The sequence below is a fragment of the Shewanella sp. SM32 genome, assembly GCF_025654235.1.
Lineage (GTDB): Bacteria > Pseudomonadota > Gammaproteobacteria > Enterobacterales > Shewanellaceae > Shewanella > Shewanella oncorhynchi.
Genome location: NZ_JAKKRO010000089.1, coordinates 1 through 13,137, shown reverse-complemented (window position 1 = coordinate 13,137; position 13,137 = coordinate 1). Strand labels below are relative to the sequence as shown.

Annotated in this window: 12 protein-coding genes and 2 pseudogenes; all 14 read right to left on the bottom strand. The window is 45.0% G+C overall.

The genetic code is table 11. The features are described 5' to 3' along the window. Positions 1-734, bottom strand: a pseudogene (locus L5M10_RS22065) (flagellin); the annotation flags it as partial. A gap of 192 nt (positions 735-926) precedes the next feature. Continuing rightward, positions 927-2,135, bottom strand: coding sequence for a flagellar hook-associated protein FlgL (gene flgL / locus L5M10_RS22060; protein ID WP_263181305.1), 1,209 nt, complete (start codon positions 2,133-2,135; stop codon positions 927-929). A gap of 11 nt (positions 2,136-2,146) precedes the next feature. Continuing rightward, a complete protein-coding gene (gene flgK, locus L5M10_RS22055; protein ID WP_263255928.1) occupies positions 2,147-4,072 on the bottom strand; it encodes a flagellar hook-associated protein FlgK in 1,926 nt (641 codons plus the stop codon). Positions 4,073-4,112: 40 nt separating this feature from the next. Next, positions 4,113-5,255: a flagellar assembly peptidoglycan hydrolase FlgJ gene (flgJ, locus tag L5M10_RS22050; RefSeq protein WP_263255926.1), complete on the bottom strand. Its 1,143-nt coding sequence runs from the start codon at positions 5,253-5,255 to the stop codon at positions 4,113-4,115. 17 nt (positions 5,256-5,272) lie between these two features. Beyond that, on the bottom strand, positions 5,273-6,364 hold the full coding sequence (locus L5M10_RS22045; RefSeq protein WP_028761203.1) for a flagellar basal body P-ring protein FlgI: 1,092 nt from the start codon (positions 6,362-6,364) through the stop codon (positions 5,273-5,275). 11 nt (positions 6,365-6,375) lie between these two features. After that, complete coding sequence (gene flgH / locus L5M10_RS22040; RefSeq protein WP_028761204.1) at positions 6,376-7,050, bottom strand: flagellar basal body L-ring protein FlgH; 675 nt, start codon at positions 7,048-7,050, stop codon at positions 6,376-6,378. A gap of 11 nt (positions 7,051-7,061) precedes the next feature. Further along, positions 7,062-7,850, bottom strand: coding sequence for a flagellar basal-body rod protein FlgG (gene flgG / locus L5M10_RS22035; RefSeq protein WP_028761205.1), 789 nt, complete (start codon positions 7,848-7,850; stop codon positions 7,062-7,064). A 10-nt stretch (positions 7,851-7,860) separates the two neighbouring features. Further along, complete coding sequence (flgF, locus tag L5M10_RS22030) at positions 7,861-8,604, bottom strand: flagellar basal-body rod protein FlgF (RefSeq protein ID WP_105251930.1); 744 nt, start codon at positions 8,602-8,604, stop codon at positions 7,861-7,863. Between the two features lie 173 nt (positions 8,605-8,777). Continuing rightward, entirely contained in the window at positions 8,778-10,139 is a 1,362-nt protein-coding gene (gene flgE / locus L5M10_RS22025) for a flagellar hook protein FlgE (RefSeq protein ID WP_028761207.1), read from the bottom strand. 82 nt (positions 10,140-10,221) lie between these two features. Continuing rightward, complete coding sequence (gene flgD / locus L5M10_RS22020) at positions 10,222-10,992, bottom strand: flagellar hook assembly protein FlgD (RefSeq protein ID WP_173497640.1); 771 nt, start codon at positions 10,990-10,992, stop codon at positions 10,222-10,224. Between the two features lie 24 nt (positions 10,993-11,016). Next, positions 11,017-11,433, bottom strand: a complete 417-nt coding sequence (flgC, locus tag L5M10_RS22015) for a flagellar basal body rod protein FlgC (RefSeq protein ID WP_006085646.1) — start codon at positions 11,431-11,433, stop codon at positions 11,017-11,019. A gap of 2 nt (positions 11,434-11,435) precedes the next feature. Next, a complete protein-coding gene (gene flgB / locus L5M10_RS22010; protein ID WP_113939454.1) occupies positions 11,436-11,840 on the bottom strand; it encodes a flagellar basal body rod protein FlgB in 405 nt (134 codons plus the stop codon). A gap of 142 nt (positions 11,841-11,982) precedes the next feature. Beyond that, positions 11,983-12,822: a CheR family methyltransferase gene (locus L5M10_RS22005; protein WP_168824478.1), complete on the bottom strand. Its 840-nt coding sequence runs from the start codon at positions 12,820-12,822 to the stop codon at positions 11,983-11,985. A 95-nt stretch (positions 12,823-12,917) separates the two neighbouring features. Beyond that, positions 12,918-13,137 (bottom strand): annotated as a pseudogene (locus L5M10_RS22000) (IS3 family transposase); the annotation flags it as partial.

Below are 13,137 nucleotides of genomic sequence, written 5' to 3'. Positions count from 1 at the left end.
CCTGTCAACTCTACAGATGCCTTAGTCGAAACTTTAACGCCTGTACCTAAATTATTTAGTGCTTCAGCTGCAGCTTTTGCATCCATAGCTGATATATCTGTTGCCGTAGATGTGCCATTAGGGCCGCTTAGTACAATGTTACTAGCGCCTGTTGCAACACCATATGCTGTTCCTGCCGCCGCAGCAGCACCAAATACACTGCCTGCACCTGTTTTTTGATTCTGACCAATTGAACCTGCTGACACATCACCAATCGATACAGAAATAGTCTCGTTAGCATTCGAACCTACTTGGAATTTCTGAGTACCATAACTGCCATCTAGTAATTTCTGACCACCAAATGATGTTGTATCGGCAATACGAGTTAATTCTGTTTGTAATGCAGAAAGTTCTTTCTGCATAGACTCACGGTCTTCTGCAGAGTTAGAGCCGTTAGCCGATTGCAGTGATAAATCTCGCATACGTTGCAGAATATTGGTCGATTCCTGCATTGCACCTTCAGCAGTTTGGGCTATCGAAATACCATCGTTGGCATTACGCATAGCAACATCTAGCCCATTAATCTGACTTGTCATACGATTAGAGATCTGCAGACCCGCAGCATCATCCTTAGCACTGTTAATCCGTAATCCCGATGACAAACGTTCCATGGACGTTTGCAAATTACCATTAGCACCACCAAGACTTTTTTGCGCCTTCATCGATGTGACGTTCGTGTTTACTGAAATAGCCATGTTACATTCCTCTTCTAAGTTGGGTGCCAAGACGTGGAAGCCTGGCTAAATCTTGTTGCCATCAATTGCTGCAACTTTACTTAACGTGCTTAACTCTATTTGCTTAATTTAATTACTTAACCTTTAGACCTTGATGCCTTCATCATTGAAAACCGTCTTGTTTTAGTGCTTTCGGTTCAGAAGGCATTCGATCTAGATGTAATCAAACAGCGATACGGAACCCACTTTACTAAACACACTGGATACGGCATTGAGAGCGAGTTGTTGCTTCTCAAATTCAGTTATCGCAGTGGCATAATCAAGATCTTCCAATTTGGATAATGCCGAGGTGTTAATCAATTTCTCATCAGTGTGCTTATCAGTATATTTTTCCAGTATCTTTAAACTGTTACCTGATAAGCCTTGCTGCTGACTCATTTGTTTGACACCACTCCCAACATTATTCAATAACTGTGCCAACTCAGACTGCCCGGATGGCGTCTGCACTTGATCAGCGTTTTCAAAAAGAGCAATCGCCTTATTTAAGGTATTGAAAATGCTAACCTCTTGTTCTTGGTGAAGGGTAAAGCTGTCACCTATCTTCGGCTCGCCGGCAATTTTTAGTTCAACACCGTCAAAAGTGACTGGCACAGCGGGATCGAACGCCGCTGCGGGGGAGATGATATTGGCGGGAATAGCGTTGTCGGTGACTTCGACATTAATGCCACCAGCACCATCATCTAGAAATGAAACAGTGTAATCAGAGAGAGAAGGTGTCGCGTTAGCTAGCTTAGCGCTAGATACACTAAAATCACCTTGTTGGGACGGCAAATAATTGACGCTATAATCACCCATTGCATTAGGTGACTTCATAAAAGCGGTATCTCCAGACACATTAGTATTAAGCTGAATACCTGAAGCAATCATGCTATTACGAACGCCTGAGTCGCCTGAGTAAATAATCTGACCATTATTATCGAATGCGAACGGTTGCGTGTCAGTTTTATTACCTGCAAAGAGATAATTTCCCGATTCATCTTTGGTATTCGCAATTGTCAGTAATTGATCCAGACTTTTGCGCAGGTCATCGGCAATTGTTTGCCGCTCTGCCGCTGTCATACTGCCATTAGAACCCCGTAGCATCATGTCCTTCATGCTCGACACTAGTTTATCTGCTTGGCCAAGTTGACTTTCGGTCTGCTGTAAGTGATTCGTTGCATAATCAATGTTCTTAATAAACTGATCAACGAGTGCATTTTTCTGATTCAGATTATCGATACCCTGTGACGCCACAGGATCATCACCAGCAGTATTGACTTTCTTACCACTGCTCAATTGGTCAAGAATTTTGCTGGTCGCCGTTTGCTTTTGCAGCACACTGGTAATGCTTTGATTAAAAATCTGCGCGGATGATAATCGCATAGTTAAATCTCCTAACGCACTGAGGATAATAAGGTGTCAAAAATCTGCTGTGCAGTCGTCATGATCCGCGCAGAGGCTTGATAGGCTTGCTGAAAACGCATTAAATTTGCTGCTTCTTCATCTAAGTTCACGCCCGACTCACTCTCTACTCGCGCATAAGCTTGTTGATACACGGCCTCTGCCGAACCAACACGCACTTCAGCCGCTTTCGTTTTACTGCCTACCTCGAGCTTAGTGTTCTCGAACACATCAGCTAGGGTCGACTTTCCCCCATTCATCACCTTACTTTCGCTCAACTTAGCCATAGCGACAGCATTAGAGTTATCCCCCGCTGCGAAGGATAAATCGAAGGTAAATCTGTCATTGCCTGCAGCCGCTTTGCTGTCAACTTCAAAGGTAAAACCAAAAGCGCTGATACTCGGAGGAGTATAAGGGGCTGCAGCCCCAAGGGATGTTCCAGCGGCGTCGAATGCTTCATAGGTTGGAGGCACAACTGTGGTATCGAGCTTTATCGTCAACTCACTGCCTGTTACAGGGAAATTTGCGGCATTACGATTGCTAATTTGAGTCAACTTCACTTGGGTATTGCCCGAGTTAGCGGCATCTGCTGAAATCTTTGGGGATGCGGCGGCAATGCCTTTAGGGTCTTTCATGACCACTTCAATGCCATTTGAAGCACCCGCTGTTGGGCGAATGGCAAAACGATCGCCAGACGCCATAGCGCCCGCTTTTATGTCAATTGAAAATCCAGATCCACCCGATAAAGTCGAGCCATTTAACGTCAGTGGCGTAATTGCCCCCGTTTTCGAATCTCTCAGCTCATAAGTTGCAGGCGCGGTAAATGACAGTTCGTAGGCACCACCAGTTAATAAACTGGTGTCATCTATGGTGACGCCTAATGTTGCATTACCCGTATTACCAGAAAAACCTGCTGCACGGCCCAAAGACATCATAGGATCGTTGATATCTTTGAAGATATTGGCACCAACTTGCCCATTGAGGTCAATACCTTGTGCTTGCATTTTATTGAAGTTATCAGCCACGCCCAAGGCTAATTGATCGAGCTCATGACCCGCGGGAATTAACGTTTGATCACGATAATCAAAAATGGCCCCTAACTGACCGCCAAGTTTACTCGGATCAACAGTGACACTTTGCGAACCAATACTTGAAGTCAATTGAAGCTCATTCGGAAATGGATCACCCGCTTGGACTCCCATCGTCATAGCAATTTCGCCAGAAACCAACATCACTGAGCCACCGAGCATTACGCTCTTAGCACCATTTTCTAATGGAATAACATTCACTTGAGCATACTGGCTTAACTCTTGAACAAGTGCATCTTGCTTATCAAGCAACTGTGCATCCTGATTCGGCGACTTCATTAACTCTAGGTTTAAATTTGCCAGTTCTGTACTGATCTCATTGATACGCTTAGTCATACCTGTGATCTGGTCATTGGTCTGATTAAGCTGACCATTCAAATACGACTGCATCTGATTAAGACTGCTGGCAACTTGCTGTGCGTTTGTTAGGGTCGAACTCCGAATACCCAAATCTGCAGGCAAATCAGCCACACTATTCAGCCCCGAAAACAGGTCATTTAAGCTTTGTGGCACAACTTTACCTACCTGTGAAAACAGCTGATCTAGCTCACTCAATTTACCGTAGCTGGCTTCGGCGGCGCTTAACATTGTTTGGCCAATGCGTAACTCTCTTGCAGCGTAGTCATTGTAGATACGCTTAACGTCATTAACGTAAGTTCCTGTGCCATAAAAACTACTACCAAAACGCTGCGATTCAAGAGTCGACTGAGTTGCCACTTGTCTGTGGTAACCAGCGGTATTGGCGTTAGCTATGTTATTACTGGTAACACCCAGTTGCGACTGGGAGGCAAGCACCCCAGTTCGCGCTATATTCAGTAGATCAACGGCCATTAGTTGACACTCCTATGAACAAACAGGGTTGTAAGATTCATCATTTGTCTTCTCCTGGCAGAATTGATTTCAGTTCTTCACTGATCGACTGCATCACTTTAATCACTTTTTCAGCGTATCGAGGATCAGTGGCATAACCCGCATCCTGCAAAGCTCGGATGAATTGAGTAGGGGAAGCGGCCACTTTTTTCGCATCTTGATAACGGTCACCTTCGGCAATGAAGGACACAAAATCGTTAAAGCTATGCTCGAAGTCACTATAAACTCGGAAGTCAGCTTTTTGCTGAACAGCAACACCGTGCTCAAATTCTAAGGTACTGACGTTAGCCTTATCGCCTAACCAACGACGATCAGCTTTAATGTTGAATAGGTTATGACTCGGCGCACCGTTATTGCCGCGGACGATTTTTTGTCCCCAGCCAGTTTCCAGTGCAGATTGCGCCAATAATACTTCTGGTTGGGTACCTAATGTTTTTGCGGCTTTTTCAGCATGTGGATATAAGGTCGCTAAAAATTCTTCTCGACTACCGAACCTGACAATTTTTTGGGTTTCCCTAAATGCTGCCGTCGGCAAAACTTGGCCGCTAATCACAGGTTCTACCACTGAAAGTGATTGTTCACTCCAGCTCGGCTTAGGCGTATCGATAGCCAGTGAACGATTAGGCGTATCAATGTCCATTGATGAATTGGCATCTTCAGCTCTATCCGGTTCAAATACAGGCCGAGCGATAGCAGCCGGCACACCATGATTTACAACTGTGGGTTCAACCACAGGAGCGGCTGAACTCTGCATAGGCACATTAAGCGCTTTATCGTCGTGGAGCATTTTCATGCCACCATCGTCACGCAATACCGATGCAGGCGTGAAATGACTTGTTTCGGGAGAGAGTTGCTGCACCATCATATCGGCAAGGCCCAATACACCTTTGTCAGATAAATCGACCGATAACTGCTGATCGCGCATCTGCTCGTAAAACTGAGTGTATTGGCTATTGAGTGGACTATCAGACTGAAAAACCGCATTGGCATCGCGCATACTTTTCATCAGCATTTGCACGAAAATACCTTCAAATTGTTGGGAGACCTTTTTCAAGGCGCCCTTCTCATCTTTCTGAGCCTGGGCGCGGAGTGAATCTAGCCCGCCCAGGTCAAGAAAATGTGATGAACTTGAAAGCTTTTCCATGATTTTCCCGACAGAAATTAGATGATGATAAGTTCACCATGCAAAGCTCCTGCCACTTTTAATGCTTCAAGTATTGCTAACACATCTGAAGGGGCTGCACCGACTAAGTTAACCGCTCTAACCAGCTCATCCAGCGTAGTGCCTGGATTAAACATAAACATACGACGGTCACTTTCTGTCGCTGTGATCGTACTATTACTCGTGACGGTTGTTTGACCATTTGCCAACGCGTTAGGCTGCGAAACCTGTGTCGCCTCCGCAATCGTGACAGTCATGCCGCCATGGGTAATCGCCGCAGGGAGTAAGCGTACGTTTTGCCCAACCACTATGGTTCCAGTACGTGAATTAACGATCACTTTGGCAGATTCCTCTGCGGGAACAACATCAAGGTTTTCAAGCGTTGCTAAAAAGGAGACTCGTTGTGATACATCACGTGGAGCCGTTACCTGAACAGACGTCGCATCTAAAGGACGCGCCATATCTGGACCTAATAGATCATTGATCGCATCGGCCATGCGCTGCGCAGTAGAGAAATCCGAACGACGTAGGTTAAACGTCAAATAATCGCCAGTTGAAAATGGGGTTGCAACACTACGCTCAACAATCGCGCCATTCGGTATACGACCTACAGTTGGCGTATTTTGAATCACCTTTGAACCATCTAAACCATCGGCACTAAAACCACTCACCACTAAACTACCTTGGGCTATGGCATACACATTACCATCTACCCCTTTCAAAAAGGTCTGTAATAAGGTGCCACCGCGTAAGCTTTTGGCTTCACCTAAGCTAGATACCGTTACGTCAAGATCTTGACCAGGTTTGATAAAGGCGGGCATATCCGCGTGTACGGCTACCACTGCAACGTTTTTAATTTTCGGTTTGACGTTGTCAGGAAGATTAATCCCAAAGTTTTTGAGCATAGTCATAAAGGTCTGCTCGGTATAACTGGTTTTTTCCCCCGTTCCCGGCAAACCGACCACTAAGCCATAACCAATCAACTGGTTACTACGCACACCTTGCACATTGGCAATATCTTTAATTCGTTCAGCCTGACTAGGTAGAGAAAACACTAGCATGGCAACGGCTAACACCAGTTTATATTTCATGATACGACTCCTTAGAAGGGCCACCAGTCGCTCATAAAGAACTGGCTTAACCAGCCCACTTTTTGAGCATCTGCGAAAGTGCCTGTGCCACTGTATTGGATACGGGCATTAGCCATTCGCGTTGAATCGACAGTGTTATCGGGTTTAATGTCCTGCGAGCGAACGAGACCAGTGACACGAATAAACTCATCACCATTATTAATTGAAATCCATTTTTCACCACGGATCACTAAACTGCCGTTGTTCAGCACTTGCATCACGTTTGCCGAGATGCTGCCATCTAGACTATTGCTCTGATCAGCATCCGATTCACGCTTAGTGTTCATGCTATCTTTGTAACGCAAATCAATTGGCACTCCGCCAATGGACACATTACTACCACCAGCAAAGATGGGATCTAAGCTCATGTCTGAACCTTTTTTAATCTGATTGCCTGCACTCTTCTTCGCCTGAGTCGATTCCTTCAATACGATAGTGATAATGTCACCGACTTTGTGGGCGCGTATATCCGAATACAAGCTAGATGCTTGGCTGTCTTGATAAATAGAGCCAGTTGCGGCAATTTTTGTCGGCGGCGCCTCTGGATATACCGGTGCGTAAAAGGGATCATCCGCAAGGGGTTTCTTTTGCGTCGAGCTACAAGCTGCAAGCAATAACGCGACGGCCAACACAAGATATCTAGCCATGATGTTTGCCTCTATAAATTCTGAGTCACATAAGACAGCATCTGATCTACCGCTGAAATCACTTTAGAGTTCATCTCGTAAATGCGCTGACTTTCGATAAGGTTCACCAGTTCCTCGGTCACGTTAACGTTAGAGGTTTCTAAGGCGCCTTGACGAATCGCTCCCATGCCATCTAACGAAGCGGTACCTTGAATGGGCGTACCACTGGCACCAGTTTCCGTATATAAGTTTTGTCCCATAGGATCTAAACCCGATGGATTAATAAAATCCGTCATAGTCAACTGACCCACGACTTGGTTCTCTGCGGTACCCGGCGTTTTTACTGAAACTTCACCCTCTGCTGAAACGGTAATACTGGTCGCATTATCAGGAATAGTGATCGCGGGTTGTAGCAAATAGCCAGAACCTGGCGTCACAATCTGACCCGTATCATCTAAGGTAAACTGACCATTTCGAGTATAAGCAGTGGTTCCATCAGGAAGCTGTATTTCAAAAAATCCAGGACCTTCAATCATGAGATCCAGTGAGTTATCCGTCGTCAGCATGTTACCCTGAGTAAACATTTTTTGAGTAGCGACGACTTTCGTACCCGCACCTATGTTTAATCCGTTGGGTAGCTTAGTGTTAGATGCACTAACACCACCTGCTTGGTTAACTGTTTGATAGAGTAAATCTTCAAATACTGCGCGGCTTTTTTTGTAGCCCACAGTGCTAGCGTTCGCTACGTTGTTTGAAATCACTGAAATATCAGTTTGCTGTGCGTCTAAGCCAGTTTTACTAATCCATAACGCCGGATGCATAATCTATCTCCTAACTAATACGCATTAATGAGGATGAAGCGCGATCATTCTCTTCCGCGGTTTTCATCATCTTGACTTGCAATTCAAACTGGCGCTGAAGATCAATCAAAGACACCATTTCATCAACAGGGTTAACGTTACTGCCCTCTACGGCACCACTTTCAACTGCGACGAAAGGGTCAGCTGGTGCTGGTTCGCCTGACATTTGTCGAAATAATCCATCTTCACCACGCATCATCTGCGCATTGCCGGGATTAACTAACTTCAATCTAGCCACTTCTTCTATCACTTCAGCAGTCGCCCCCTGAGGGCGAACAGACACTATGCCATCCTGTGAAATTGACACTTTATCAATAGGTAATGGCAGCACTATCGGGCCAGCGTCCCCCATCACGGGATTGCCTCTGTCGTTATACAACATGCCCGTCGCATCGAAACTGAGACTACCTGAACGGGTATAAGCTTCACTGCCATCTTTCGCCTGAACGGCAAACCAGCCATCGCCTTTAATGGCAACATCGAGATCCCGTCCAGTGGTTTTTATCGGACCAGAGCGAAAATTAGCTGACGGAGATTCTGTCATCGCAAACACCCTTGAAGGCAACCCTTCACCGAAGGCTTGCATCGATCTGGCCTGCGCCATATCTGATTTAAAACCATCGGTATTAGCATTGGCTAAGTTGTTCGCACGGAGTGCCAGCTCATTCATATTTTGCTTAGCGCCACTCATGGCGACATAAAGGAATTTGTCCACAGACTGCTCCGTCAAATTTTCTACATGACAATAGCCAAGCAAGCATCATGCCAACAAATAATAACGTTTAATTTACTGATAGAATTGAAAAATATGAAAATGAAGTGATTTGACGGCAGGATAAAGGCTAAGTGTTGCCACTGGCGGCAACACTTAGTTAAACAAAGTAATGATTAGCGGATTTGTAATACGGTTTGTTGCAGCGTGTTATTCACTTCAAGGGTACGAGAGTTCGCTTGGAAGTTACGCTGTGCCGAAATTAAATCGACCAGTTCAGTCGTCAAATCAATGTTCGATTGCTCTAGCGCCGATGAACTGATGCTACCAAAAGTTCCACTATTTGCCTCACCCGCTAACGCTGGACCTGAAGCTAAACTGGCTTTCCACGACGTATTACCCACTTGCGTTAAACCTTGTTCGTTAGCAAAACGAACTAAAGCAACCCGTGCTAAAGGCACGGTTGAACCATTAGAATAACTCGCGGTCACTAAACCATCTTCGCCGATTTCAACGTTAGTTAAGCGACCTACAGTCGTACCATCTTGCGTCAACTCAGTTGCACCAAAAGGAGCAGCATATTGCGTTGGGGCATTAAACTTCACAGTCAACTCTTGAGTACCATCGGCACCTGGCCCTAAAACACCCGCACCACTGACGCCCAAAGCCTCAGTCTTGACTATAGCAGGATCACTACCAGTGTAGACACCAACAGAATTGAACTTGAGTACAGAGCCTTTCCAACCACCAGCAGTTTGAGCTGTGCCCGTTGCATCAGGTGTACCATCGCCGGTGGTATCTGTTTGATAAGTACCAGCAGGACCGGCTAGATCGACTTGCTTTCCATCAACAGCATAGTAAGCCACCCAATTGTTCTCACCATTGTACGAACCGTCTTTGGGCTTAACAAAATAAGTGGTCATAATATGTGGCTCACCGAGTGAGTCATAAATTGTCATTGATGTAACGTTATTGTAGGTTTTTGCATCTAGAGGATCGAATGCCGCCGGGTCGAGTGCACTTTCCTTAGCATTTAAGTTCATTTGTAAAGTAACATTCTCAGTCTTTACAGGGCTACCCGCAGTGTCTGGTATTTGTACCGGCTTAGCCGTCGTTAAACTCACTGATGTTGAGTTCCCATCTTTATCCACTGGGAAAGTTTGCAAATAATTACCAGCAGAATCAACCATGTAATTATTTTTATCGACCTTAAATGCTCCTGCACGGGTAAACGAGTGGTCTAATGTACCCAGTTCAGAGGCAGTAACGAAAAAGCCACCACCTTTAATCGCCATATCAAGGGAGTTATTCGTCAACTGTAAACTACCTTGATGGAATTGCTGTGCCACTTGACTCGTAGCAACACCACCACCGACAGCAGTTTTAGCATTTGAAAAAATAGAATTAGCGTAAACATCCGCAAATTCAGCACGGGATTCTTTAAAGCCAATGGTGTTCGCATTAGCAATGTTATTCGCCGTAGTGTTTAAATCTTTCTGCGCAGCAGAAATGCCACTCAATGCAATGTTAAACGACATAATTCACCTCTACACTTGACTCAATTCATTTATGAGCGACTTGCGCCCAATTCGGATGCTGCAAAAATTCTTTTATGCAAACTTAGGTTTCAGACACAGCTAACACATCGGTTAACTTGATGCCCATACCGCCTCTCAAGTTAAGAATCGCGCCAGTACTGGCCGTACCGAGAGAAACGCTGGTCACATGAGCATAGGTCGAGACTGGCAATTCTTGGGATTTTCCATCCACTAAACCACTCGCCTTGATCGTATAGTTACCTGCGGTTACAGGGTTTCCATCTTTATCGAGGCCATCCCAGTTAACATCGACATTGCCCCCCTTACTGCCATCAACTTTAAAGGTGGTCACAACTTGGCCTTTCTCATCCTCAACACGTACAGTAACTTCAGGAATTTTAGCTGGCGTGCTAATCACACCTTTTATTGTTGGGCTTTCAGCTGAAATGTTACCTGTATCAGTTGGGATCAATACCTTGCGACCAACAAGTCCTGATGCCTGTAATGCTTGGCTTGATGTCATAACACCGTTTAAATTAACGATTTCCTTATTCAACTTAGTAATACCATCAACCGTCGAGAATGATGCCATCTGCGCAATCATTTGGTCGTTGTCGACGGGCTTAAAGGGATCTTGCATCGATAACTGTTGGCTTAATAACGAGAAAAAGTCATCTTGAGTTAACTGCTGGCTTTTTGCTTCCGGTACTATTGACTCTTTTGGCAAACGTATGCCATCAAGAAACGGATTACCCGTTGAGCTGGTTGATGAATTCGTCGTAACGGCATTTGGCTGACTCTTATTTTGAGCCGTCTGCGCCGACGCTTGGTTAATTTGATTAATGAGGCTCACAGCTTACCTCCTAAGTAACACATGTTATTTACCCATCCCAAGTGTTTGTTGCAGCATAGACTTAGCTGCTTCAGCGACTTGAACATTCATTTGATATGAGCGCGAAGCAGAAATCATATCTGCCATTTCTTCCATGACATTAACATTCGGTTTATAAATAAAGCCGTCCGCATCCGCCATAGGATGATCGGGCGAGTATTCTTTCAGTAGTGGTTTATCACTTTCTACAATGCCTTTTACTGCAACGCCTTGAGAAGCTTGTTGCTGACTTTGGGCTTTAGCCATTTCGGCTTCAAAAATGGGATGACGGGAACGATAGGTCTTATCTACACTACTCGAGACGGAATCCGCGTTGGCTATGTTGCTCGCGGTGGTGTTTAGCCTGACCGATTGAGCAGACATTCCCGAGCCAGCAACATCAAATATGCTAAATAAACTCATGATTAATCCCCTCTCAACGCTTTCTTCATGCCACTAAACTTACTGTCTAAAAAACCTAGTGACATTTGATATTCAAGTGCATTTTGCATGAATGCCGATTGTTCCTGTTGGATATCAACAGTATTACCATCACCGGTATCGGGTTGATTTGGCACACGGAACTTAACAAATTGCCCAGTCAACTCCGCAAGCCCAAAATGCTTATCTGGCTCTTGCATTTCAAGACTATTTCGCTGCTGCTGTTGGCCTCGAGCGGCCTGCATTGCCGCAGAAAAATCAACATCGCGGGCTTTGTAATGTGGCGTATCTGCGTTAGCGATATTGCTTGAAATAACTTCAGCCCGCTGCGCTCTAATACCGAGAGTGTATTGATGCACACCCAGTGCATTATCAAAATTGATCGCCATAAAATTGCCTCCTCGTGTTCTCACGAAAATAAAGCAATTCATGTGCCAACATCAGGAAATTTTGAGAATAACAACAAGGATGAGCAAGTGATGGGTAAAAAATTACCGACAATTGTCGGTAATTTTCTTTAGAGCGGCTGAGTTAAGTCTTTTTCTGGTAATAAATGCCAGGGTTACAACGAACCATATCAAACTCGTCCGTTAAACCAGCGATAGATTCTGATGCACCGAGAAATAAAATCCCTTTGGGATTGAGAGCGGCAGCGAATTGCCGCAAAATTTTTGCCTTTGCCTCTGGTGCAAAATAAATCAGCACATTGCGGCAAAAGATAATGTCGAACTTGCCAAGCAGACTATAACTCTCAAGCAAATTATGCGCTCTAAAGTTCACCAACCGCTTCACATTATCCTTTAACTTCATATTACCTGAAGGTAATGCATCAAAAAACTGACGCTTACGTTCTTCAGATAAACCACGCGCTAATGCCAAACTATCGTACTCGGCATTTTTGCAGCGTTCCAACATGGAAGGAGATAAATCCGTTGCTTGAATCGAAGCACTACCAGCCAAGGCACCAGGCTTCTTCTGTTGATACTCAAGAATAGTCATAGCCAATGAGTATGGCTCTTGGCCTGACGAGCAAGCCGCAGACCAAATTTTAAGCGGACGCCCCAGACGACTGTATTCTGGTAGTAGGACATTATTCAACAACTCAAATGGATAACGATCACGGAACCAAAGGGTTTCATTGGTCGTCATAGCATCGATCACTTCAGCTCTGAGCGCACGCTCAGTAGGCTTCATCGAATGCTTAACCACATCAGATAAGGATGGCAGGTTATATTTGCCCATCAAAGGAGCAAGACGACTGCGCACAAGATATTGCTTATTTTCACCCAGTACGATGCCGCTGTGTTGCTCTAAGAACAACCTAAATTGATTATATTCAGCCTCAGCGAGTGATTTATTTGGCACATTCACATCCTAAATCCTATAGCAAGCACCAAAATCAGTGCGAAACCATCATGTTATAAAGTCGGTGTTTTTCAAGATAGTTGTCACTCTTTGTTTAAATATTAAGCTGCATTTATTACGCCTTCTTCTGGTGCCTTATCTGGGTTGAGTGTTACAGCGCCAACCGCTTCACAATTTCTGATCTCTGTAGACCAACGCATCGGTTTTCTTTCCTTCGCCGCCTCAAGCACTTTCTTGCGCTTCGCTAAAATAGCGCCATCTTGCAGTGCATGACGTTGCCCTGGTGAGACAAAATTTAGCTGGCTGTGTTCTGGCTGTGTT